Consider the following 25,361-nt stretch of genomic DNA (forward strand, 5'->3'; position numbering starts at 1 on the left):
GGACTCCGCTGTTTCTTTGTATTTTTTCTTTTCCACGATAATGGAGAGAATAACGGCACGGGTTCTTTCAGGTAATTGGCGGATAGCTTCGCGGATAGCCTCGACGAGTTCGGGGGAGAACGTTATAGCTTCTTCCTCGGTGGCTTCGAACGAGAGAAGTTCGGCATAGGTGTATTCGCGGGTATTTCGAATTTTGTTTACACAGAGGTTGCGCACGGCCCGGAAGAGAAACGCGGCTAACGTGTCCGGGGTGACGCGGGTGTATGCATGGGTGTTGATGAAATGGTAAAAAACGTCTTGTACGATATCTTCTGAGAAAGTATCATCATTGAGTAGGGAGTTGGAAAATAGAATAAGAGGTCTATAATAACGCCGAAAGAGGAGACTTCCTCCTTTATTGACATTCTGTTTGAATGTATTGAGGATATCCGTGTCCGCGATTTGCATGTAGTTCCTTATTTTATTTTCCTCAAAGGTAGATAATAAAATTCAGAATATAAAATAAGGAAGAATTCAACCTTGCTGAATTCCTCCTTGTTTTAGTTGAGTTTCCTGTGCTCTATAGTTTGTATTGATACAATTGAGCCAAAATGTTGTGGTATTCTTTTTCCACGTCCAGATAGCTTTGTTGGCTGTCGTAGAAAGTGGTGAGTTCGACGAAATAGTCGATCACGGAGAGTTGTCCGGCGTTGAGGGCTTTGTTGAGCAGTTCCACGTTGCGCTGTTGTTCAAGGACTTTGGCGTAGTCTTCACGGGAGATCTGCAAGGCTTCTGCCTGATGGTAGAGTTGTTGCAGGCTGGTGCGAAGATTCAGCCGGTTGTCTTCGAGAGAGGCTGTGGCGAATTCTGCTTGGGCTTTGGCTTTTTTGACGGTGTTTTTGTTTTCGAAAAGGGGGATGGATACTCCCACGACGAAACCGTTGGACGCGACGTTACCCGATGAGGCGCTACGTTTGTAACCGACGTCGAATTTGGGTAAGGAGAGGGAGCGGTTGAGTTTCACTTCCCGTTTGGTAATCTCTTGCTCTTCGGCTAAGCCTTTCAAGTTCGGATCGGCGGCGATGAAATCGGCTTGCAATTGCTCGAAGTCGATTAAGCTTTCCCCTGTCGGGTATTCCGTGTTTTGGAACGGGATCGGGTTACCGCCGTTCAAGTTTTGCAGTTGTTCCAAAGCGGCGTTCAGTGCGGCTTGATTCAAGCGGCTTTGGTTCTGGGCGTTGAGTAATTCCAATTGGATTTTATTTAATTCCAATTGGTTAGCGTCTCCTGATGCTAACCGTTTTTGATAAAGGGTAAACATGGACTCGGCATTACTTAATCGTTCATCCAGCAGGACTTTTTGTTTGCGGAGGTAAACGATCTCGATGCAGGTTTGTTTTGCCGTCAGAAGAAGTTGTTGACGGTAAGCCGCAAATTGAAGGTCGAATGTACCGGACTTTAACGCGGCGATTTTGTTCTTGTTCGCGTACGTGTTGGGAAAGTCCAACGATTGTTTTACCGTGAATGAATATTCCGAACCGGGGTTATTCCGATTGCCCCACATTTGTTCCCACTCGAATGTCGGGTTAGCCAGAAATTTGCCGGTTTGGGATTCCAGTTTTTGGGCGTCGGTCATCTTCACGTTGGCTTGCAACGATTTGTTGTTGTTCTCGACGCTTTTCAGAACCTCGTCGATGCTGCTTTGGCCCCTCGCGGAGAGGATGCCCAATAGCATGATGCTTAATATGTATAATTTATATGTATTCATATTGTTTGTTTCAAAGGTTACGCTTCCAAGTTTTCGATATTTTTTTGCTTGTGGTTAAGCAATATGTACATGATCGGAACCACGAAGCCGTTCAACAAGGTAGAGCTTAATAATCCACCCAAGATAACTTGAGCCAGCGGGCTTTGGATTTCATTGCCCGGAAGGTCTCCCCCGACTGCAAGCGGAATCAATGCCAAGGCGGAGGTTAAGGCTGTCATCAGAATCGGGTTCAACCGATCGAGAGAACCGTGAATAACACTCTCGTATAACGAAAAACCTTGTTCCCGCAGGTGGTTGTAGTGCGACACGAGCAGGATTCCGTTTCGGGTGGCAATACCGAATAACGAGATGAACCCGATAATAGCGGGAATGCTGATGATTCCCGAGGTGAACCAGATACTGATGATTCCCCCGATGATAGCCAAGGGCAAGTTCAGCATGATGATTCCGGATAAGGGCATACTGTGAAATTCGTTGAACAATAACAGGAATATCAACATGATAGAGATTAAAGAGGTAAGGAACAAGGTACGTGAAGCCGCTTGTTCACTCTCGAATTGACCGCCGTATTCCACGTGATAGCCTTCGGGCAGGGAGATTTGTTCGTCTACTGTTTTTTGGATATCTTTCACGACACCGTTCAAGTCACGTCCTGCCACGTTGGCGGATACGACTATTTTTCGTTGCACGTTTTCCCGGCTGATGGTGTTCGGTCCCACGGAAGGGAGTATTTCAGCCACGTAGTGGAGCGGTACTTTTTGTCCGTTGGCGTCAATCATCAAGTTACCGATTTCTTCCATGTTTACCCGGTTGTTGTCGTGTACTTTCACGGTGAGGTCGAATACCCGACCGCCCTCGTACACTTGGGATATGACTCTACCGGAGAGTGCCACGTTGATGAACTCGGAGAATTCGGGCAAGGTAATGCCGTATTTGGCGAGCATATCCCGTTTCGGTTTGATTTGTAGTTGCGGGCGCTCGATTTGTTGTTCCAGAGTCAGATCGGCGATGCCGTCGATGCCTTGGATGGCGTCTTTGATTTGCCCCCCGATGGTGTACAGTTTGTTCAAATCGTTACCGAATAGCTTAATGGCTATGTTTGCTTTTGTTCCGGACAACATGGCGTCGATACGGTGGGAGATCGGTTGCCCGATTTCAATGTTCATGCCTTGTAGTTTACCCAATTGCTCGCGCACGTCGGCAAGAAATTCTTCCCGGGAGCGTTTGTCAAGTTCGAAAGGAGCTTCGATTTCCGATACGTTGACTCCCAAGGCGTGTTCATCCAATTCGGCACGTCCGGTCTTGCGGGCAACAGTCTGTATTTCCGGGATACCCAGTAATATTTCTTCTGCCATCCGTCCCATCTTGTCGGATTCTTCCAGTGAGATACCCGGCATGGTGCTGGTATTGATGGTGAGCGACCCCTCGTTGAACGGGGGCAGGAAGCTACGTCCCAATCCGGTCATGATGATGATCGTGAAGATTAACAGGGCGGCACTGGTTCCGATAACCACTTTCTTGTGGCGGAGAGCCCATTCCAAGGCTTTTTTATACCATTTTTTCAGCGTGCGGGAAACAATGGGTTCCTTCTCGCTTTTTTTCAATGCTTTCGGGGTGGTGAGGATATAGCTGCATAATACCGGGGTTAAGGTCAAAGCTACTACCGTGGAAGCGAAAAGTGCCACGATGAAAGCGATTCCCAGCGGTATCAACATGCGTCCTTCCATGCCGGAAAGGAAGAACAGGGGCAAGAAGCAAGCCACGATGATTAGCGTGGAGTTCAGAATGGGCATACGTACTTCCTTGGATGCCTCGAACACGACTTTCAAGGAGGAGAGGCGTTCGGCTGTCGGTTTTTGCTGATTTTCCCGCAGTCGTTTATACACGTTTTCGACATCGACAATGGCATCATCGACCAAGGAGCCGATGGCTATGGCGAGTCCTCCCAAACTCATCGTGTTGATGGTTAATCCCAAGGCGTGTAAGGTTAGAATTGCCACGAGTAATGACAAGGGCAATGCTACCAGCGATATAATGGTGGTACGTACGTTCATCAAGAAGAAGAAGAGTACGATAATCACGAAGATTGCCCCCTCGAACAGGGCTTTCTGTATGTTGGAGATTGAACTCTCGATAAAACGGGATTGACGGAAAATGTCGGAAGAGATTTGCACGTCCGAGGGCAATGTCTTTTGCAATTCCGAGATGGCGTTGTCCAGTTTGTCCGTTAATTCCAACGTGTTGGAATTAGGTTGTTTAGTGATCGTGATTAACACGGCAGGATGTCCCTTTTCGGATGCCAGTCCCAGTTTGGGTTCTTTTTGCCCGATTTGTACCGTGGCGATGTCCGATAAAAGGACAGGTATATTGTCTACTGTTTTCACGACTCCTTTGCCGAGTTCTTCAACATTGTCGGTTGCGAGAATACCTTGCACGATGTACTCGTTACCGTACTCGTAGAGGATGCCTCCCGTGGAGTTCTGGTTCATGTTATCCACCACGGCCAGTACTTCGTCCATGGTGATGCCGTAGTGTTTCATACGGGCAGGATCGAGAAGTATCTGGTACTCTTTGATATCGCCGCCGATAACGGTTACCTGTGCCACGCCCCCCGTGGAGAGCAGGCGGGGACGGATTGTCCAGTCGGCAATGGTACGCAAGTCCTGTAAAGAGGTCGTGTCGGAGGTCAATCCGAAAATCATCATTTCTCCCAAGATGGAGGATTGTGGACCGAGAGTGGGACTTCCCACGTTACCCGGAAGGGCATCTCCGAGGGTAGATAGTTTTTCAGAAACAATTTGCCGTGCCGTGTATATATTGGTACCCCAGTCGAATTGCACCCACACGACGGAGAATCCTGTCGTGGAGGATGATCTCACGCTGCGCACGTCGGTTGCTCCGTTTACCGCTGTTTCGATGGGGAAGGTTACCATCCGTTCTACTTCTTCGGGTGCCATACCCTGTGCCTCGGTCATGACTACCACTGTCGGGGCATTCAAGTCCGGAAATACGTCCACTTCCATTTTGTGCGCCGTGTAAGAACCCCACAAAAGCAGGACAATCGACGCGATCATTACCACCAGTCGGTTGTGTAATGAATATTGTATGATCTTATTTAACATCCGAAATTAATTTATGATTTTAAATTTTAGATTTAAGAATTTCCCTCTCTAACTCATCTTGCAGACAATTGATAACGCTGTATATCTTTTCATTTTCAATTTTCAATTCTCCATTTTCAATTGATTAATGTTCATGGCTATGTCCATGAGGTATTGCACCTGACGCGGAGGCCATTTTTACTTGGTAGGCTCCTTGAGTTACGACGCGGTCGCCGGGGTGCAGTCCTTTTAGTACCTGTACTTCTTTGCCATTGTTGGCGCCAAGGGTAACCTCTTGTTTGCGGTAGCCTTCGTCGTCGATTTGCACGTAGACGTAGAAGAAGCCCATTTCATTTGTCAGCGCGGAAACGGGGATACTCAAGGTATTTTCTATCGGGGATGAAATAAGATATACTTCAACAAATGAGCCGGGGATGACTTCTCCCTTGTTGTCAAATTCGAATGACACGGGTACGAAGAATGAGTTGTTGTCGGAAGTCTTTCCGAAAGAGAGCAGGCGTCCGTTCAGGTCTGCCAGTTCGTACACGTGGTTGTCATACGGGGTTTTGAAGTTGGCGCTATTGATGCTCTTCAGCGCGTTGTAGTATCTTTGGGATACCTCGGCACGGAGTACTAACCGTTGGTTTTGTGAAACGGTTGCCAGTGCCTGTCCGGCTGTGATGTATTCTCCTTCTTTTACCAGTATGTTTTTGATATGCCCGTTGATCGGGGCGTTTACACTTACACCTTTCTCTGTTTTGGCTCCCGATACGGCCTCGTATGCTGTTCTGGCGTTCTCGTATTCCAAACGGGCGGCTTCGAATTCTTTTTGAGAGATGATTTTATCTTTCACGAGCGATTCAGCCCTGTCGTAATTGGCTTTTGCCGTTTCGTAGGTGGCTTTTACTTTCGTGTAATAATCTCCTTCTGCCATGTTCTTGGACGATATTTGGAATAGGGATTGCCCTTTTTTGACGGCGGTACCTTCACTCAATTTGTTGGAGGTAAAGGATACTATACCGTTGCTGGTGGCAACGACAACTGCTTCGTCGCCGGGGGCTGCCATTATTTGTCCGGAGGTTTTTACCACTTGGTTGAAACTGCCGGGCTGTATCTCTTGTACTTCGAAATTTGTTTTAGCGGCTTGCTCTTTGGAAAAGATTATCTCGTCGCTGTGTTTTGCTTCTTCTGCCTCGTGGCTGTGTGCGGCGTGTTCTTCCGCGGTTTCGTGGTCGTGACTGTGATCGTGTTTCGGATCATGATCGTGCTCCTTGTCATGGTTGTGGTCATGAGCATGGTCGTGTCCTGCATGGGTTTCCGTTTCGGAATGTTTGTGTTTGTCTTGTGATGAGTTACTCTTGCATCCGACAAGTGAGATTGCTAATATTGTAATAGCATAAAAAAATGTTCTCATATGAATAAGTTATTTGTTATGAGTATATAAATCGAATAAATGTAGGTAATGTATTTTACCGGATCGCGGTGAATACAAAGAATGAAATCCGGAACGATTTCTTTAAGCTAATACGGTAGGTGGTGCACGTCCGGCAGAAGTCATGCTCCACGTGATGGCGTGGAGTCGTTCCCGATAGAATGTGGGCGGTGTTATTCGCGTGTCTTTCGGGAATAAGGATAAATAGTTTTCTCCTGTAATGATAAATAACGGGAGAAGTAGATGCTCCGGAGTCAGATCCGGACAACATGAACATTCATGATTGTGTTCTTTTATTATGTCTGTTTCAAAAAGCTGTTTTACTTCGCATTCTTTTTCACAAGAGTTGGAACTATGATTGTGTTGACAAGTATTTCCTTCTTGTTGTTCGATACAATGTGTTGCGGTGAAACAGATGAGAGAGCCATGATGGTGGTGAGGTAAAACCGTTGTCACCAGCATCGTGATGCAGGCAACAAGAAGCGGTATAATTGCTAACTGGCGTTTCCTCATGGCGCATATTATTAACTATCTGCAAATTTAGGGTATAGAATGCAGATATGCAAATGTTTGCGTGAGCTTTAATAAATTATTAACAATTACTTGTTCATGGTTTCGTATCCGCGAAGCATCAATTCTGCCGAGGCGGGATTGGTTGCCAATGGTACATTATGTACGTCGCAAACACGCATGAGCATTTGTACGTCCGGTTCATGTGGATGTTTGTCCAGCGGATCACGGAAGAAGAAGACCATTTGTACTTTATGTTCCGCGACCTGTGCCGCTATCTGTGCATCTCCCCCGATAGGGCCTGAAAGCAAACGTTCAACTTTTAATCCCGCGTCTTGAGCGTGTTTCCCGGTGGTTCCGGTTGCGATGATTTCAATGTTTGCCGAATGCATGAAATCATAATGCCTGTTTAGGAAAGCGACCATTTCTGCTTTTTTCCCGTCGTGTGCAATTACTGCTAGTTTCATAGTGTGATTTTTTTTACGTTACAGCAAATATATAATTAAGTCGGGCAAAAATGAAATGATTCGGGGGAAAGTTTATAGGGTTTATAAGGTTTGTAAAGTTTATAAGGTTTAAAAGTGACGGGAGTTCTTCGGGTATTATTAATCAGCAACTTTGCTGCTGTAGACGAAACATTTGCGGGTGTAATAGACTTTATGAACCTTATAAACTAATTCAGTATGGAGTCGGTTTGTTTGAAAAAGCGTTTGCTTTTGATGAGGTGGTAATCTTTTATGATGCTGTCGGAGAGGGCTTCGGGGACGACGTAATAGCGGGTGCGTCCTTCCTCGAACGGGCGGTATGTGTAGAACTTGATTGTTTCCATGGTGTAACGGGTGGTTTTTGCTTCCGGGCGGGTTAAAGTTAAGCGGATACAAATACCTCCGTCGGTACCTTTATAAGATTGGTTTGAAATGAAATTGCCGAGTGAATAGGCGGTAACTCCAACGGTGTCTTTGCCCGATAAGATGTATTCGATAGGTTGTACCACGTGGGGGTGTGAACCGATGACGATGTCTGCCCCTTGTGCGTGTAGCCATGTGGCGAGGGCTTTCTGTTCTTTATTGGGGGAGGTGTGATACTCGTATCCCCAGTGCATGAAAGCAATGATATTGGTCGCCGAATCTCGTTTGGCTTGCTGAATATCCCGTTTGATAACCGTGGTGTCGATGAGGGAAACGACAAAACCTTTCGGGATGGGAAGTCCGTTTGTACCGTACGTGTAGTTTAACAGTGCGATTTTGAAATTGTCTTTCCGAAGGTAGAGCGGATTCCTTTTTTTATAACTTAACGTATCCATGAAGATGCCCGTGTGGGCGATGCCCAGCGAATCGAGGTAATAAATTGTTTTCGTGATGCCTCGAGCCAGTTGGTCGCAACAATGGTTGTTCGCCGTGACGAACGTCGTTACTCCCAGACGTTGCAGATCTCTTGCTATTTGCCAAGGAGAACTGAAACGAGGATACCCGGAGTATTCTTTATCGGAGAGGGTAGTTTCCAAGTTCGCGATTACAAAATCCGAGTCGTGCCAATAAGGTGCGATATACCGGAAGCATTTCAGGTATTTGTAATCTTTCTCGGTCGGGTTGTGTGCGTCGTATATCTGGGGTAGATGTTGGATGATATCCCCGCAAAAGAATAAAGAAACGGTGTCGGGTGTTGCCGGTATCTGTATAGCATGATCTGCTCGTGCGGGTTTCTTCTCCTCTTTGCAGGCGAGAAGAAGGATGGTAATCCATGTGATCAGAATGAGGGTATGTCGAATCCTCGATGCCATACGAGAGAGGTATAAAAAAAGCCGTCCGAAGACGGCTTTCAATTTATTTCTTCAATTCAAATTCAAATTCTTCTTCGGCGGGAGGAATACATTGAGAGCCTGAGCAAGCCATGTATTCAACAGTACCTACCAGTTTACCGGTGTCCTTTTTCAATTTCACGCGTTGAACGAAAGTAACTGTTTCCTCGAAATATTTCAATTCCATGTTGAATGCTTCGCTTTTTTCTACTTTCGCTTCTGTGGTAGCCTTGAATTCGCCAACTAATTCAATATCGGATGATTCGTCTTCGTCCATGATGAAAACGGTTGGTTGAGGACCATTCTCCGGAAGTTTCGTATCATACAGGTGCCAGCCGCTTTCAATGGTAGCCTTGCAGATGATGTCATAAACACCTTCGCTGACTTTCTTGAAAGTAATTTGCCATTTCACCGGTTTTAAAACCTGTGAGTTTGCAGCTCCAACCATCATGGTTAATATTGCTGTAAGAATTAAAAGTCTTTTCATGAGTAAATCAATTAGTTTTTAAAATAATTCCTCTCTAATATTTAGTGACGCAAAGTACAAAATTATCGAGAGAATTTGTCTTAGCTTATAGTTAAAAAAATTATAATGTTTTTTTCACTGCTACTTGTTCAAAGCTTTCCACGAAATCTCCCGTTTGAATATCGTTGAAATTGTTGATGTTCAAACCGCACTCGAATCCTTTGCTGACTTCTTTCACGTCATCCTTGAAACGTTTCAATGAACCGAGTTCTCCGGTGAAGATTACGATACCGTCGCGGATTACGCGTACTTTCGAGTTACGGGTAATTTTCCCGTCCCTCACGATACATCCTGCGATGGTGCCCACCTTGGAAATCTTGAATGTTTCAAGTACTTCCACGGTAGAAGTGATTTCTTCCTTGAATTCAGGTGAAAGCATACCTTCCATGGCAGCCTTGATTTCCTCGATAGCCGTGTAGATGATGGAGTAGAGTCTGATGTCGATTTCTTCTTTCTCCGCCAGCTTGCGGGCACTCAAGGAAGGACGAACTTGGAATCCGACGATGATGGCGTTGGATGCTGCAGCCAGCATGACATCGCCTTCGGAAATTTGTCCTACCGCTTTGTGGATCACGTTCACCTGTATTTCTTGGGTCGATAGTTTGATCAAGGAATCGGATAATGCTTCGATAGAACCGTCCACGTCTCCTTTCACGATGATGTTCAGTTCTTGGAAGTTTCCGATTGCGATACGTCTTCCGATTTCGTCCAGCGTGATATGTTTCTGGGTACGCAGTCCTTGTTCGCGTTGTAATTGTTCACGTTTGTTTGCCAATGCACGTGCATCTTTTTCGTTCGCCATCACGTTGAATTTGTCACCGGCTTGCGGAGCACCGTTCAACCCGAGGATCAATGCCGGGCATGAAGGTCCGCCTTCTTCCATTTTGGCGCCGCGTTCGTTGAACATGGCTTTCACGTGCCCGAAATATTGTCCGGCAAGCACAACGTCTCCGACGTGGAGAGTACCGCTTTGCACGAGTACGGTAGCCACGTATCCCCGTCCTTTATCCAAAGAGGATTCAATGATAGACCCCGTGGCTTTTTTATGCGGGTTGGCTTTCAGTTCAAGGATTTCAGCCTCGAGTAATACTTTTTCAAGAAGTTCCTCTACGTGTAAGCCTTTCTTCGCGGAGATTTCTTGACATTGGTATTTACCGCCCCATTCTTCTACCAGATAGTTCATGGCTGCCAGTTCTTCGCGAATCTTGTCGGGGTTGGCTCCCGGTTTATCAATTTTGTTGATAGCGAATACAATCGGAACACCTGCCGCGCTTGCGTGGTTGATGGCCTCAACGGTTTGAGGCATCACGTTGTCGTCGGCAGCGATGATAATGATAGCGATATCGGTTACTTGAGCTCCGCGGGCGCGCATGGCGGTAAATGCCTCGTGTCCCGGGGTATCAAGGAAAGTTACCGTTCTTCCGTCTGCCAGTTTTACGCTGTAAGCCCCGATGTGCTGGGTGATTCCTCCCGCTTCTCCGGCGATTACATTTGCTTTACGGATATAGTCGAGCAAAGATGTTTTACCGTGGTCAACGTGTCCCATGACCGTAACGATCGGGGGACGGGTTTCCAGCATGTCTTCTGTTTCTTCCTCCTCTTCATCAATGGCTTCTTGAATGTCAACACTGACAAATTCAACATCGAATCCGAATTCTTCCGCCACGATATTGATGGTTTCCGCGTCCAGACGTTGGTTGATAGATACGAACAGACCGAGTGACATACAGGCCGAAATGATCTCCGCCACGGAAATATCCATCATGGTAGCTAACTCGCTAACCGTAACAAATTCCGTGAGTTTAAGAATATTCTTCTCCAGTTCGGCTTGTTCTATTTCAGCCTGCATTTTTTGATGCACGGCATCCCGTTTGTCTCTCCGGTGCTTGGAAGATTTGGTTTTTCCCTTACTTCCCAGACGCGCAAACGTGTCCTTGATTTGTTTTTGAACATCTTCTTCCGAAATCTCAGCCTTGCTGGCTTTTTTCTTCTTGATTTTTTTGAGTTTCTTCTTGTTCTCTTCCTGTTTAGCTGTTTTAGGAGCATCAATAGTGATTCTTTCATCCTTTTTCAGAATACGTTTCCGTTTTTTACGGATCTCCGTATCATCAGAATCTTCTTTTCCGTCTCCACTGGCCGGAACATTTTTCTTGAGAGCAAGTTCATCCGTGCTCTTGGGCGGAACAAGTAATTTCTTTTTAAGTTCCCGTTTATCTCTTTCGCGCTCTTGTTTGCTTTTTTTCGGGGGACGGGTGCGTTGATTGATGGCATCCAAGTCAATGGAACCCACTACTTTCACGTCCTTTATAGTCGGGGTGGAAGATTTATAGTTGACTTCCTGTCTTCCGGTATCGGTATTTTCTTCCTCTACTTCCGATGCGGCCTCTTGTTTTACTTCCTCTTTCGGTTGTTTTATAAGCGTCTTCGGGGAAGATTTGAAAGGAGCTTGATTTTCTTCACGCTCTTGCTTTTGCGCGTGAACCGGAGTTTCTTTTACCGGAACTTCAACAGGTGTTTCCTCTTTTTTTTCTTCTATTTTCTCCACTCTTTTTTCTTCTTTTTTCTCGACAGGCTTTTCCTCGACCTTTTCTTCGTTTTTGGGCTTATTCAGTTTATTCAGGTCGATGTGATCCACGACTTTTATCTTGCTTTCCAGTTTTATCTCGTCTTTCACGGAAATAAATTCCGTTTGATGAGATTCCGTATTTCCCATGTTGTCGATGCTCACGGTCTCTTTTTTTAGCCGGGTGTTTTTCAAGTCCACGCGATTGGATTCTTTTTTAGCCTCGCTATCCGTGGAGAACTCTTTGGCAATCAAAGAGTATTGGTCATCAGTTAATTTTGCGTTTGGATCAGATGAAATCTTAATCCCCTTCTCTTGTAGGAAATCCACTATCGTGGACAAGCCTACGTTAAATTCTCTAGCAACTTTACTTAGTCTAACTGCCATATTAAGATTTTATTTACAAGCATTCATAATCTTGAGCGTCCTTATTCAAATTCAGCTCTTAAAATTCTGAGAACATCCCTGATGGTTTCTATCTCAAGATCAGTCCTGCTCTCTAATTCCGACTCACTTAATTCCAGTACGCTCTTGGCTGTATCACAACCTACGCGATTCAGTTCCGCAATGATCCACGGTTCTATTTCATCCGAGAATTCTTCCAGCTTCACGTCTTCTTCTTCCTCTTTCTCTAATTCGCGGTACACGTCGATCTCGTATCCCGTGAGCTGGCTTGCCAGTTTGATGTTCAAACCGCCTTTACCGATTGCCAGTGATACTTCTTCCGGATTAAGGTATACGTTTGCTCTTTTATTGCTTTCGTCAAGTTCAATTTTGTTGATCTTGGCGGGGTTCAAAGAACGGGTTATATAAAGTTGTATATTATTCGTGTAATTGATCACGTCGATATTCTCGTTTCTCAATTCCCGGACGATTCCGTGGATACGTGATCCTTTCATTCCCACGCAGGCTCCAACGGGGTCGATACGGTCGTCATAAGACTCTACGGCCACTTTTGCACGTTCGCCCGGAACCCGAACCACGTTTTTAATGGTGATCAGACCGTCGAATATCTCTGGTACTTCGTTCTCGAACAATCTTTCAAGGAACACGGGTGATGTTCTGGAAAGAATGATGTAAGGAGAAGCGTTTTTCATCTCCACCCGGATTACCACGGCACGAATGGTGTCACCTTTCTTGAAGAAATCACTCGGGATTTGTTCTTGTTTGGGTAATATCAATTCATTGCCTTCATCGTCCAGTACCAGAATCTCTTTTTTCCATACTTGGTAAACTTCCCCGGTCACAATTTGTCCTACTTTCTCTTTGTATTTCGTGAAGATATGGTCTTTCTCCAACTCGAGGATGCGGGCAGAAAGGTTTTGCCTTAATGCCAAAACCGAACGGCGTCCGAAGTCTTTGAATTTCACCTCGTCGGTTACTTCTTCTCCCACTTCGTAATCCGTGTCTATTTTCTTTGCTTCGGTCAATGATATCTGTGTATTCGGGTTCTCAAATTCTTCGTCTTCAACCACGACACGATTTCTCCAGATCTCCAAGTCCCCTTTGTCTATATTGATAATGATATCAAAATTTTCGTCCGTCTCATATCGCTTGATGAGCATATTTCTGAAAATGTCTTCCAACACTCTCATCAAGGTAGCTCTGTCAATATTTTTTAGCTCTTTAAATTCTGCAAATGAATCAATCAAATTAATGTTTTCCATTTTATCTCGTGTGTTTTAGAAAATAACAATGTCTTTTACCTCCTTTATGTCTTTGAACTGAATGCTCTTATCTATTTTTACAAGGCTCTTTTTCTTTTTCCCTTCAACTGCGACTTTCTCTTCACATTCAAGTACGATGCCTTCGTCTGAATAAGATTTTAATATGCCTTGTATTTTTTCACCCGTTAGCAGCTTTGCCTCAACTTCTTTGTTCAGGTTCTTCTCGTATTGCTGCGGTACTTTGAACGGGTAACCGATTCCGGCACTTGCAACGGTTATGGCGAAATCTTCGGTCTCCCGGTCGAGTTGGGCATCCAATTTTTTGCAAACCTCTCTACACTTGCCCACGTTGACACCTGTCAACGAATCGATGTAGACCTCGAGCGAATTATCTGCGGATATGGATACATCCACCAGAAACAATTCGCTTCCTTCCAGAATGGATTTGATAATTTCTTTTATTTCCTTTGTGCTTTTCATTCAATCCTTTAGTTTAAGATAACAGAAGAGGGGACGTTTCGCCCCCTCAGTGTTAATAACCGCTTGCAAAGATACAATTAATTCTTTTTATTCCAAAGGGTTCGCTGAAAAATCTAAAGAAAAATAGCTATTCGTCGCGTAAAACGAGCGAATTTCGGAAGAATGCAGTAGATTAACGGCTTACGGAAGAAAATGGTTGAAAAAGTGAAACATATTTGTCACATTCCGTCTGTTGTTCCAAATAAAATTTGTAAGTTTGCCGAAATTTTGTGAATTATGGAATTTAAAGCAAAGGATATAGCAGCTCTGCTTGGCGGGGTTGTGGATGGAGATCCGGAAGTTATTGTGAATAACGTTTCCAAGATAGAGGAAGGAAAACCCGGTACGCTGGCTTTTCTTGCCAATCCCAAATACGAGCACTATGTCTACACGACACAGGCTTCAGTCGTTCTGGTAAACAAGACTTTTGAACCTGCCCACGAGTACGCCTGTACATTAATTCGTGTAGAGTCTGCTTATGATGCAATTGCAACCTTGTTGCAGATGTACGAGGATATGCGCCCGAAACCACAGGGGATAGAACAACCGTCTTATGTTAGTGAAAGTGCCACGATAGGAGAAAAGCCTTATATCGGGGCATTTGCTTATATAGGAAAAGGTGCGAAAATAGGTAATAACGTTAAAATATACCCGCAGGCTTATATCGGTGACGGGGTGACCGTCGGTGACGATACGATTATCTATGCCGGGGTGAAAATCTACTCCGGTTGTGTTGTCGGGAAATCATGTATCCTGCACGCGGGAGTGGTTCTGGGTGCTGATGGATTCGGTTTTGCCCCGGAAGGCGATCATTATAAAAAGGTTCCGCAAATCGGAAACGTGGTGGTCGAGGATAACGTAGAGATTGGTGCCAATACTTGTATCGACAGGGCTACGATGGGGTCTACGCTTATTCATAAAGGCGTGAAACTGGATAATCTGGTACAGATCGCGCATAATGTTGTCGTGGGAGGTAACACGGTTATTGCCGCCCAGACGGGAATTGCCGGGACAACGAAAGTCGGTGAGAATTGCGTGTTCGGCGGACAGGTGGGACTTGTCGGTCACTTGACAATCGGGGCGGGTACTCAAATTGCGGCGCAGAGCGGTATCACTTCCAATATCCCGGAGAAATCCGTGTTGCGCGGTTCGCCTGCTTTTGATTACCCGAAATATCAGAAATGTTACGTGATGTTCCGGAAATTGCCGGAAATGTACGGGCTATTGAGAGATTTAGAGAAAGAAGTTGCAAATTTAAAGTCAAAATAGAAATGTCAGTAAAGCAAAGAACTTTGAAGAGTGAATTCTCTTTGAGCGGAAAAGGCTTGCATACCGGTAAAATGGTAACGGCTACTTTTAAGCCGGCGGAAGAGAACTTTGGGTACAAAATACATCGGGTAGATTTGGAAGGAGCCCCTGAAATTCCCGCTTTGGCTGAATATATTAAATTGATGGATCGTGCCAGCTGTCTGGAAAAAGACGGGATTTGCGTGTTCACGATGGAACATGCCATGGCTGCTCTTTACGGTTGTGGTATTGATAATTGCCTGATCGAGTTGAACGGGGAGGAATTTCCGATACTGGACGGGAGTTCAAAATATTTCGTGGAAGCCATTGAAAAAACCGGAATCGAGGAACAATCGGCAGAACGGAAATATTTCGTGGTGAAGGAACAAATGGAATATTGCAGTGAAGACGGGCAAACCAAATTGACCTTGTTGCCGGATACGGATTATAACGTGAATCTGGTGGTGGCTTATGATTCTCCTTATTTGCAGATGCAATATGCGGCCTATTCCGACAAAACGACGGATTTTGCTAAGGAGATAGCTCCTTGTCGTACTTTCGTGTTCTTGCGGGAATTGGAGATGTTGTTAAAACATAACTTGATAAAGGGAGGAGATTTGGATAACGCTATCGTGATTGTAGACCGGGAAATCTCTCAGTCAGAGGTAGATCATTTAGCGAAATTATTCAATCATGATTCCATAGAGGTAAAACAAGGGGTGTTGAATAACTTGACCTTGTATTTCGATAACGAGCCGGCTCGTCATAAATTGTTGGATGTTATCGGGGACTTGGCATTATGCGGACGTTTTATCAAAGGACGCGTTATAGCTGAAAGACCGGGACATAAGGCAAACACGACGATGGCTCGGAAAATGTATAAAGCGATAGCACAAGCGGAACGTGAGGATGTTCGTCCGGATGTGGATACGGATTCCGAGCCTATGATGGATGTGAACAAAGTACGTGCTTTGTTGCCTCACCGTCCTCCTTTCTTGTTGGTGGACAAGATTTACGAGGTAACGGGTGATATCGTGATCGGTTGTAAGAACGTGACCATGAACGAACCTTTCTTCGTGGGGCACTTCCCGGAAGAACCTGTTATGCCGGGCGTGCTGATCGTGGAAGCCATGGCGCAGTGTGGAGGTATCCTTGTATTGAATCAAGTGGAAGACCCGGAGAATTATTCCACTTATTTCGTAAAAATTGATGGAATTAAATTTCGTCGTAAAGTAGTTCCGGGAGATACTTTAGTGTTCAAATTAGTCAAGATTGCTCCCATACGGCGCGGTATCGTGACGATGAGGGGATATGCTTTCGTTGGTAAAAATTTAGTTTGTGAAGTAGGAGAATTTATGGCGCAAGTTGCAAAAACCAAGAAGGATTAGTAAACTTGCACCCGCTAAAATGAAAATAATATATACTATTAAATAAAAAACGAATGAAACAACCGTTAGCTTATGTTCATCCTGAAGCACAAATTGCTGATAACGTGGTGATTGATCCGTTCGTGACAATTGACAAGAATGTTATCATCGAGGAAGGAACAAGGATTGGCTCGAATGTTACTATTCTGGAAGGGGCACATATCGGGAAGAATTGCAAGATATTTCCGGGTGCTGTCATTTCCGCTATTCCCCAAGACTTGAAGTTTAAAGGGGAAAAATCAATTGTCGTTATTGGAGATAACACAACCATACGTGAATGTGTTACTGTAAATAGAGGTACTGCCGCGAAGGGCATTACCCAAATTGGTAATAATTGTTTGATAATGGCTTATGCGCACGTGGCGCACGATTGTCGAATTGGAAATAATTGTATTGTGACAAATGCCTGCCAGTTGGCCGGAGAGGTTGAAATGGACGATTTCGCTATTCTGGGCGGAATGAGTGCCGTGCATCAATTCGTGCATATCGGACGTCACGTGATGATTTCCGGTGGCTCATTGATCGGAAAAGATGTGCCCCCGTACGTGAAAGCCGGAAGAGTACCATTGTCTTATGCCGGTGTAAACTCTATCGGGTTACGTCGCCGCGAGTTCTCCAACGAGAAAATCAATGAGATTCAAGACATCTATCGGATTCTTTTCCAGTCCGGTCTGAATAATACAGACGCTATCGAACGGATTGAGGCAGAAATGCCGGCATCAAAAGAGCGTGATGAAATCATCATGTTCGTGCGGAATAGCAAACGGGGTATCATGAAGGGATATATGGGATAGCCTTATTTATAGATTAGAACAATAAAAAAGCACTTCTTGCGGGAAGTGCTTTTTTATTGTGCTAATCCTGATAATTATAATTTCGGACCTGCTGCAACCAATGCTTTTCCGGCTTCGTTGCCTTCGAACTTCTTGAAGTTCTTGATAAAGCGTTCAGACAAGTCTTTTGCTTTTGTTTCCCATTCGCTGGCGTTGCTATACGTGTCGCGAGGATCAAGGATTTTCGGGTCAACTCCCGGTAATGCGGTCGGAACTTGGAAGTTGAAGTACGGGATGTCCTTGGTCGGGGCTTTGTCGATAGAACCGTCGAGGATAGCGTCGATGATACCGCGGGTATCTTTGATAGAGATACGTTTTCCGGTTCCGTTCCATCCGGTGTTCACCAAATAGGCTTTCGCTCCTTCTTTTTCCATCTTTTTCACCAGCTCTTCCGCGTATTTGGTCGGGTGCAATGACAAGAATGCCGCACCGAAGCAAGCGGAGAAGGTCGGGGTCGGTTCGGTAATACCGCGTTCCGTACCTGCCAACTTAGCCGTGAATCCGGACAAAAAGTAATATTTCGTTTGTTCCGGGGTTAAGATAGATACCGGGGGTAATACTCCGAATGCGTCAGCAGACAAGAAAATAACTTGTTTTGCAGCCGGACCCTTGGATACCGGTTTCACGATATTCTTGATGTGATAGATCGGGTAAGAAACACGGGTGTTTTCAGTAACCGATTTGTCGTTGAAGTCAATCTTCCCGTTAGCGTCTACCGTTACGTTCTCCAGCAACGCGTCACGTTTGATAGCGTTGTAGATATCCGGTTCAGCCTCTTTGCTCAGGTTGATGACCTTGGCGTAGCATCCGCCTTCGTAGTTGAACACGCCTTCGTCGTCCCATCCGTGCTCGTCGTCACCGATCAAAAGACGTTTCGGGTCAGTAGACAAGGTGGTTTTACCCGTACCGGACAAACCGAAGAAGATAGCGGTATTCTTACCGTTCATATCCGTGTTGGCGGAGCAGTGCATGGAAGCGATGCCGCGCAACGGGTTCAAGTAGTTCATGATAGAGAAGATACCTTTTTTCATTTCACCACCGTACCAAGTGTTCAAGATAACTTGTTCTTTGGTCTTCAAGTTGAAAACGGTAGCGGTTTCCGAATTTAATCCTAATTCTTTGAAGTTATCCACTTTTGCTTTAGCGGCATTGAAAGAAACGAAATCGGGTTCACCGTAGTTTGCCAATTCCTCCTCTGTCGGACGAATGAACATGTTCTTTACAAAGTGAGCCTGCCATGCAACTTCCATGATGAAACGCACTTTCAGACGAGTACCTTCGTTAGCCCCGCAGAACGTATCCACCACGTACAATTTCTTGTTGGACAATTCTTTCACGGCTTTTGCTTTCAGGTCAGCCCATGCTTCTTCCGAGCAGGGTTTGTTGTCGTTCTTGTATTCGTCTGTCGTCCACCACACGGAGTCTGCGCTGGCTTCATTCATCACAAAGAATTTATCTTTGGGAGAACGTCCGGTATAGATACCGGTCATCACGTTCACGGCTCCGAGTTCGGTTACATATCCTTTTTCGTACCCTTCCAAAGTAGGGTCTGTTTCAGCCTTGTATAATTCTTCGTACGAGGGGTTGTGTAAGATTTCTTTTACCCCTGTAATTCCATAAATGCTTAAATCTAATTTTGCCATGGCAATAAATTTATGTTTGTAAATTAATTAATTCTTTTTTTCTGTAATCAGACCACAAAAATAGGAAACATTTTTATAAAAACAATCAAGATTCCCACTCCAGCGAGTCTTTATATATAATTAACACCTCATCTTATCCGTCCCTGTGTCGTACTGTATTTATCCTGTTGTATACCATTTGTACGTGAGGGGCGATGAATTTGTTCGGGTCGATCTCCTGTATGTAACTGTCGGTAAATACGGGATTTAATTTATTGTCTATCCGGTTTCGCCCGATAGCGGTCAATGCCGCACTTTGCAGGAAAGGAGAGTCGGATTGCAGGTATCCGTCTACCCGGCTTTTCAAATCTTTACCTTTTGCAAGCACCAGCGTCCCGAAATATTCGGCGATCTCGAAGCTATGACAATGCTGTAACAATTGTGTAATTTTTTCAGTAATCAAATCCTCGACGGGGAACAAAAAGCACGCAACGATTTGTTCTTCCCGTCTTCCTGTACCCCACAAGAGTTGTGCCAATTTTTGTTCTTTAGGGTAACGGGTGGCCAAATTTTTTAAAGAGAGATAACTAGCCCCGATTTGTCCTCGGGTGTCAGCCCCCACGTTCTCCATACTGTCGAGGCTTCTTCCGTTTTGCAGGCGGAAAATACGGCGGCTGATTTCCTTGAAGGTTTGTTCCGTTTCTTTGCTTATCGGGTATACTTCCATTATTCCTCGGTGTATTAATGAAAAATTCGCATCGCAAAAGTAGAGATAAATAAATGATTCGGGGAAAGAAATTATATATTTTACAACATATACAAACGTTTGTGTAGAAGTTGCTTATATTAAAGTTTCTAAATGTGTTAAATATTTATTAAGATTTGGACGTGCAATCGTTCTATCACGAGATATCGCTAATTTCGTGCGGTGAAGTTGTAATATGAGTATATCAATATTTTAATAATACGAATGATGATAAAGTTTTTCACGAGTGCATTGCTTTGTTTTCTTGTTTTGACCGGTGTGTGTCAGAAGGCGAATTTCAAGCAGGCAGAGAGGTTTATGAAGATGGACGCGAAGAATCTGACCGGTTCGACGGTTGTCTATCCGAATTATTTGAAAAAGAGTGACAAATTCTGGTACTCGTACCGGAAGGCGGACGGGACACGCTATTTCTTCGTGGACCCCAAGGCAAAATCACAACGGGAGATGTTCGACCGGGATTTTATGGCGGCAGAGCTCAGTAAAGTGACTCATAAACCCGTGAACAAAAGCGAACTCCCGATCACGGGCATTTCTTTCAAGGAAGATCAGAAGACGATGAAATTCATGGTTGACACGTTCCGTTTCGAGTACAATATTTACACGAAGCAACTTGTCAAAATTGATTCCGCCCGGAAGAAGCCGACTCCACCCGCTAAACCGAAAAGAACAGGATTGTTCGGGGCGTATTCCCCGGATAGTACCTATATCGTGTATGCCAAGGGACATAATTTGTACATGTTGCGCGTGAAAGATTCGGTTGAAACACAATTGACTACCGACGGGGAGTTGAAGTACTCGTATGCCGCTTCGGATTCGGATACTTCTACGTCAAGAAAGTCGGCACGTGTAACTTGGTTCGAAAATTCCGAACGTTTCTACGTGCGCCGTACTGACCGCAGGAAGATTAAATCCTTGTTTATCGTCAATTCCCTGAGCCAGCGTCCCGCGCTCAACGAGTACCAATACGTGATGGCGGGTGACGAGAACGTGCAACAGGAAGAACTTTATCTTTTCGATACCCTGAACAAGAAAGAGATCAAAGTCCCCGTGGAGAAATGGAAAGATCAGACTATTCGTTTGTTCACTCCCGGGAAGAAGGTGGAGAGTCTTTATTTCTTGCGGAAGAAAAGAACGTGTGACGAGATCGACTTCTGTCGGGTAAACCCTGAAACGGGAGAGGTTAAGGTGTTGTTTAACGAGATTAGCAAGCCTTATTTCAATAATGAATTCTTCCATTTGTCATTATTGAATGACGGGAAAGATATTATTTGGTGGTCGGAGCGTACCGGGCACGGTCATTTCTATCTTTACGACGGGGAGGGTAATTTGAAGAACGCGATATCTTCCGGTGCATGGACTTCCGGGAAGATGGTTAAGATAGATACTGTCGGGCGTACCATTTATTTCGAGGGATACGGTCAGGTGAAAGGGGAATGTCCTTATTTCGCCCGGATAAACAAGGCTCGTCTGGACGGGAACGGTCAGGTGGAGATGTTGACGCCGGAGCAGGCGACTCACGAGGCGGCTTTCTCCGAGTCGGGACGCTATTTCGTGGATAATTACTCCCGTGTCGATCTGGAACCTGCGAGCGTACTGAGGGATAACAAGGGAAAGAAGATTCTCGATCTGGCTTCGCCCGATTTAACGGCTCTTTACGAGACGGGATGGCGGATGCCGGAACCGTTTACAATCAAGGCGGCGGACGGGGTAACCGATCTGTACGGTTACATGTGGAAACCGGCTGATTTCGATTCCACGAAAGTGTATCCTATCATTTCGTATGTTTATCCGGGTCCCCAGACGGAAGCTATCCCCTTGAAATTTAGCGTGAAATCGGCTTATAATACCGCGTTGTCGCAAGTAGGGTTTATCGTGGTGACTTTCGGGCACCGGGGTGGCAGCCCGCTACGGGACAAGTGGTATCATACCTTTGGTTATAACAATCTTCGCGATTATCCTTTGGCGGATGATAAATTCGGGATCGAGCAATTGGCGGATAGATTCTCTTTCATCGACAAAACGAAAGTGGGTATCTTCGGTCATTCCGGCGGCGGATTTATGTCCACGGCGGCAATATGTACCTATCCGGATTTTTACACGGCGGCAGTTTCTTCCGCGGGGAACCACGATAATAATATATACAACCAGTGGTGGGGGGAAACACATCACGGGATAAGGGAAATCAAATCGTTCGAGAAAAAGACCGTGAAAGATTCCGTGACGGGAAAGGATACCACGACCACGGTGGAGAAAGTGAAATTTGAAACCCGTATTCCCACGAATATCGAGTTGGCGAAAAATCTGAAAGGTTATTTGATGCTGGTGACCGGGGACGCGGATAATAACGTGCATCCGGCAAACACCCTTCGCATGGCTGATGCCCTTTTGCGTGCCGGAAAGAATTTCGATTTGGTGATATTACCCGGTCAGAGTCACGGTTTCTCTGGGATGCCGCAAGAATTTTACCAACGGAAAATGTGGTTCCATTTCGCCAAGTACCTGTTGGGTGATTTTTCTTCCGATCAGTTCCGGGAGATTGACGCTTTCATGCGATTATAAAAGAATGAGAGCCATTGGCTCTCATTCTTTTATAATCGCATTGATTTTTTCGATCAATTGTTCTGTGGTTAACTCCATTTTTTCAATTGCCATCCAAGTTACGATGTTTTCCCGGTTCGACAAGTAGAGGCGGGGGATCGTGCTATTGGCGAAAAGCGAGAAAACTTCCCGCTTGGAGTCGAGGAAGAATGGCATCGTGAATTTTTCCTTTTCCCAGTATTTGTTGACCGTGGAAGCGGTTTCTTCTCTGGAAACAGTGACAAGCCTGAAATCGGGATTTTCTTTCAATTTTTCCCATACTTCCTCGATTTTCGGTAATTCCCGTTCGCAATCCGAACAAGTGGTCACGAAGAACACGAGCAAAGTCACCTGTCCTTCCAGTTCCTCGCTGTTCAATTCTTCCCCGGCAGCGTTCTTCACGGTAAAATCCGGCAGTTTGTCACCTGCCTCGATATAGTTTTCAATTTCGCCCTCTTGGTCTTTATCTTTCACGCAAGAAGAAAAGAGCAACGCGAATAACGTAAGCAATATAACAGATATAATCTTCATAATCTTGTTTCTAATTTCAGCGTGAAGATAGTGAATTACATGGAATTATAAAAATATTACGTGTTTTATGCATCGAGAAGTAAGTATATATGCATAAAAACGAAAGCGGAAATTCTTGTATGTTTGCGTGTGATAAAATAAACGATTACTTATTATGGATAAAAAAGAGAATATTTTGCGAGAGGATTTTGCTGCTGCTCCTTGTCTGGTTGCCGGGTACGAGAACTTTATGGACGGATTGCTGGACATCGTGCGTTCCGGTACGATAGACGAAACAATGGGCGAACAGGTGAAAACGTACGTGTTGGATTTCGTGAGGAATAACCCGCTCGCGGCATTTGACCGATTCGCGGACGATACGTATGTCCGCGACTATATCGGACGGGATGCCCGCACGGGATGGGAAGCTATCGTGATGTCGTGGAAGAAGGGCAATCGTACCGCCATTCACTCGCACCCGCAGTTTGCCGGGTATACCTTTGCCGACGGGGAGTTCCTTGTCGAGATATTTGAACCTTGTGAAGGGGGTATCCGTTTGGTCGATGAATTGAGAATCAATGATGTTTTAGGATTATACGCCATCGGGGAAGCCGGAAAATTCGACAATCATATCCATCGTATCACCTGTCTGAGCGATACGGCGCACAGCCTGCACGTGTATTCGGACGATGCTTTAAAGGGTAAAAAATTGGATGGGGTGAAAATATATCAAGATTAATGGGAAAGTGTAAAGTCAATTATCTATTATTCCAGAGTTCATAATCTTAGCTTTCATTCTCAAAAAACTTGTGTTTTCTATTTTGACAGGAGAATTTAAAATTTGATTTGCGACCTTTTTTGCATTTAAAGAATCTCTTTCGTGCAGATAAAGCTTGAATAATTTATATTTTGGTGTTATTCGAGAAGGAATCATATTTAACGCAATGGTGTAATAAGTCTTTGCTTCTTGATATTTCTCTTGTTGGTGATAAATCGTACCTAAATCACAATATATTTCTAGACAAGGATAAATCAATAATGCATCTTTAAGAACTGGTAAAGCATTATTCCAATCCTTACTCTGAAACATTTGTTTTACAAACCACATCATAAATTGGGGATGATATTTCAATTTATGATATTGTTTAAGAATATCGTCTTGACAAAAAGGCTCATTAAAATTATTGTATTCTTTCACGCGTGTATCTATTAAATAATAATAGTGCATTTTACATACTCCCAAAAACATAAATGTCGGAGCGATCCATAATATACCTATTAATAATTGATGGGAAATATCAAATGAAGAAACAAAATATCAGTAGAAATATATATGCATCTGAAGGATATGAAAACAATGAAAATACAATCAAAACGATTAAACCATTATAAATAATAATATTATCATATTTTTTTAACAATGAAAATAAAAGGATCAAGAACAATATTAAGCCAGCAATACCCATCTCCACGGAAATCTTAATGAGTTCATTGTATGCATATTCGACATTATCCGCTAACATTGAATTATTAGATTGTGGATTTTTCTCGAAATAGTCAGCTTGATAGTGCATATAATTTCCTCTAAAACCATTAATTCCATGTCCCCATAGTGGTTTGTCCCTAATCATTTCTAAAGATCTTTCCCAAATGAACAGTCTGCCATTTGCTGAAATTGGTTTATATTGATACAATATAATTGACAACAAGATCACAATTATTCCACATCCCAGAAAGAGTAACAATTCCTTTTTTCTTGTCCATCTATGCCATCTATTTTTTAGTGGCGTTAGTAGTATGCAACTAAAAACAGCCAGCCATGCAGTTCTAGAATCGGACAAATAAAGCCCCCAAACCATAAACATGGAGCAGGCAATAAAAATGTACCCTTTTTTATTTTTCTGTTGCAAATAATTTTTACCTACACTTAATGCCATGATGAATGAAATCGCGAGAAAGCCACCTAATAATGCAGGGTTATGAAATGTTCCCGTGGTATTGAAAAACTGATGATACCCATAAATAACAAATTGGGATTGAAGAATAACTAAAATCGTTTGAATAACGCCACAAATAACGAGTAAATAGGTTATAACCCAGAAGGAAGATTGTAATCTAAATAATATGTACCAACAAGTTAGTGATAGCAATTTTAATAAATGTAATTCATGACCACCTTGCGAGGTAAATAATCTACCGATGTAAAATACACAAAACACGAGTAAAATAATATCTATCGAAGATAGATGAATACTTTTCTTTAAAATCAATTGATAGATAACGGGTGGAGTAAGGATAATTATTAAAAGTAGGCTTATCTGGTTTTCTATAAAAATACCAGAATAAAAAATAGGAGCAAAAACAAGTATAAGGAATGCTGAACTTGAAATTCCTTTTGTCAAAAGATATGTAAGTAAAACTTGTTTCATCTTATTCTATAAGGTTGGTCAGAATATAGCATAAGAACATTCTATTA

Annotated in this window: 21 protein-coding genes; 5 read left to right on the forward strand and 16 right to left on the reverse strand. The window is 44.1% G+C overall.

What is annotated here, in order from left to right:
* The 11 genes from Q5866_RS17990 to rimP all read right to left on the reverse strand — a co-directional run.
* The coding region (locus Q5866_RS17990) for a sigma-70 family RNA polymerase sigma factor (protein WP_303181640.1) at positions 1–447 on the reverse strand (447 nt) is incomplete at its 3' end.
* Between the two features lie 112 nt (positions 448–559).
* Positions 560–1,747: a TolC family protein gene (locus Q5866_RS17995; protein WP_303181641.1), complete on the reverse strand. Its 1,188-nt coding sequence runs from the start codon at positions 1,745–1,747 to the stop codon at positions 560–562.
* A 17-nt stretch (positions 1,748–1,764) separates the two neighbouring features.
* Positions 1,765–4,869, reverse strand: a complete 3,105-nt coding sequence (locus Q5866_RS18000; RefSeq protein WP_303181642.1) for an efflux RND transporter permease subunit — start codon at positions 4,867–4,869, stop codon at positions 1,765–1,767.
* A 124-nt stretch (positions 4,870–4,993) separates the two neighbouring features.
* The gene (locus Q5866_RS18005) at positions 4,994–6,262 is read right to left on the reverse strand and encodes an efflux RND transporter periplasmic adaptor subunit (RefSeq protein ID WP_303181643.1); all 1,269 of its coding nucleotides are present in this window, start codon (positions 6,260–6,262) and stop codon (positions 4,994–4,996) included.
* A 102-nt stretch (positions 6,263–6,364) separates the two neighbouring features.
* Positions 6,365–6,793, reverse strand: a complete 429-nt coding sequence (locus Q5866_RS18010; RefSeq protein ID WP_303181644.1) for a DUF6769 family protein — start codon at positions 6,791–6,793, stop codon at positions 6,365–6,367.
* Positions 6,794–6,879: 86 nt separating this feature from the next.
* The gene (locus tag Q5866_RS18015) at positions 6,880–7,257 is read right to left on the reverse strand and encodes a methylglyoxal synthase (RefSeq protein ID WP_099291077.1); all 378 of its coding nucleotides are present in this window, start codon (positions 7,255–7,257) and stop codon (positions 6,880–6,882) included.
* Between the two features lie 206 nt (positions 7,258–7,463).
* Positions 7,464–8,570: a CapA family protein gene (locus Q5866_RS18020; protein WP_099291835.1), complete on the reverse strand. Its 1,107-nt coding sequence runs from the start codon at positions 8,568–8,570 to the stop codon at positions 7,464–7,466.
* Between the two features lie 43 nt (positions 8,571–8,613).
* On the reverse strand, positions 8,614–9,075 hold the full coding sequence (locus Q5866_RS18025; protein WP_227216927.1) for a protein-disulfide reductase DsbD domain-containing protein: 462 nt from the start codon (positions 9,073–9,075) through the stop codon (positions 8,614–8,616).
* A 100-nt stretch (positions 9,076–9,175) separates the two neighbouring features.
* A complete protein-coding gene (gene infB, locus Q5866_RS18030) occupies positions 9,176–12,064 on the reverse strand; it encodes a translation initiation factor IF-2 (RefSeq protein WP_303181646.1) in 2,889 nt (962 codons plus the stop codon).
* A 41-nt stretch (positions 12,065–12,105) separates the two neighbouring features.
* Positions 12,106–13,344: a transcription termination factor NusA gene (gene nusA / locus Q5866_RS18035; protein ID WP_099291075.1), complete on the reverse strand. Its 1,239-nt coding sequence runs from the start codon at positions 13,342–13,344 to the stop codon at positions 12,106–12,108.
* 15 nt (positions 13,345–13,359) lie between these two features.
* Positions 13,360–13,824: a ribosome assembly cofactor RimP gene (rimP, locus tag Q5866_RS18040; RefSeq protein WP_303181647.1), complete on the reverse strand. Its 465-nt coding sequence runs from the start codon at positions 13,822–13,824 to the stop codon at positions 13,360–13,362.
* A 276-nt stretch (positions 13,825–14,100) separates the two neighbouring features.
* Between rimP and lpxD the strand changes: the two genes are divergently transcribed.
* The 3 genes from lpxD to lpxA are packed head-to-tail and all read left to right on the forward strand — an operon-like array spanning position 14,101 to position 17,371.
* Positions 14,101–15,132, forward strand: a complete 1,032-nt coding sequence (gene lpxD, locus Q5866_RS18045) for a UDP-3-O-(3-hydroxymyristoyl)glucosamine N-acyltransferase (RefSeq protein WP_099291073.1) — start codon at positions 14,101–14,103, stop codon at positions 15,130–15,132.
* A gap of 2 nt (positions 15,133–15,134) precedes the next feature.
* The gene (locus tag Q5866_RS18050) at positions 15,135–16,538 is read left to right on the forward strand and encodes a bifunctional UDP-3-O-[3-hydroxymyristoyl] N-acetylglucosamine deacetylase/3-hydroxyacyl-ACP dehydratase (protein ID WP_303181648.1); all 1,404 of its coding nucleotides are present in this window, start codon (positions 15,135–15,137) and stop codon (positions 16,536–16,538) included.
* A 53-nt stretch (positions 16,539–16,591) separates the two neighbouring features.
* Positions 16,592–17,371 (forward strand): acyl-ACP--UDP-N-acetylglucosamine O-acyltransferase, encoded by a 780-nt coding sequence (lpxA, locus tag Q5866_RS18055; RefSeq protein ID WP_303181649.1) that lies wholly within the window; start codon positions 16,592–16,594, stop codon positions 17,369–17,371.
* Positions 17,372–17,445: 74 nt separating this feature from the next.
* Here the strand turns inward: lpxA and pckA are convergent, their stop codons facing one another.
* A complete protein-coding gene (gene pckA / locus Q5866_RS18060) occupies positions 17,446–19,053 on the reverse strand; it encodes a phosphoenolpyruvate carboxykinase (ATP) (RefSeq protein WP_099291070.1) in 1,608 nt (535 codons plus the stop codon).
* 133 nt (positions 19,054–19,186) lie between these two features.
* A complete protein-coding gene (locus Q5866_RS18065) occupies positions 19,187–19,759 on the reverse strand; it encodes a DNA alkylation repair protein (RefSeq protein WP_303181651.1) in 573 nt (190 codons plus the stop codon).
* 243 nt (positions 19,760–20,002) lie between these two features.
* On the opposite strand from Q5866_RS18065, the gene Q5866_RS18070 reads away from it, so the two are divergent.
* Positions 20,003–22,357 (forward strand): DPP IV N-terminal domain-containing protein, encoded by a 2,355-nt coding sequence (locus Q5866_RS18070; RefSeq protein WP_368502053.1) that lies wholly within the window; start codon positions 20,003–20,005, stop codon positions 22,355–22,357.
* Positions 22,358–22,378: 21 nt separating this feature from the next.
* Here the strand turns inward: Q5866_RS18070 and Q5866_RS18075 are convergent, their stop codons facing one another.
* Positions 22,379–22,906 (reverse strand): TlpA disulfide reductase family protein, encoded by a 528-nt coding sequence (locus Q5866_RS18075; protein WP_303181652.1) that lies wholly within the window; start codon positions 22,904–22,906, stop codon positions 22,379–22,381.
* Between the two features lie 154 nt (positions 22,907–23,060).
* Between Q5866_RS18075 and Q5866_RS18080 the strand changes: the two genes are divergently transcribed.
* A complete protein-coding gene (locus tag Q5866_RS18080; protein WP_303181654.1) occupies positions 23,061–23,624 on the forward strand; it encodes a cysteine dioxygenase in 564 nt (187 codons plus the stop codon).
* Between the two features lie 15 nt (positions 23,625–23,639).
* Here Q5866_RS18080 and Q5866_RS18085 read toward each other — a convergent pair whose 3' ends face one another.
* Together Q5866_RS18085 and Q5866_RS18090 are read right to left on the reverse strand one after the other, a co-directional pair.
* The gene (locus Q5866_RS18085) at positions 23,640–24,083 is read right to left on the reverse strand and encodes a lipopolysaccharide assembly protein LapB (protein WP_303181655.1); all 444 of its coding nucleotides are present in this window, start codon (positions 24,081–24,083) and stop codon (positions 23,640–23,642) included.
* 100 nt (positions 24,084–24,183) lie between these two features.
* Positions 24,184–25,314: an O-antigen ligase gene (locus Q5866_RS18090; RefSeq protein ID WP_303181656.1), complete on the reverse strand. Its 1,131-nt coding sequence runs from the start codon at positions 25,312–25,314 to the stop codon at positions 24,184–24,186.
* Between the last annotated feature and the right edge of the window lie 47 nt (positions 25,315–25,361).

The organism is uncultured Butyricimonas sp. (assembly GCF_959596855.1).
Lineage (GTDB): Bacteria > Bacteroidota > Bacteroidia > Bacteroidales > Marinifilaceae > Butyricimonas > Butyricimonas muris.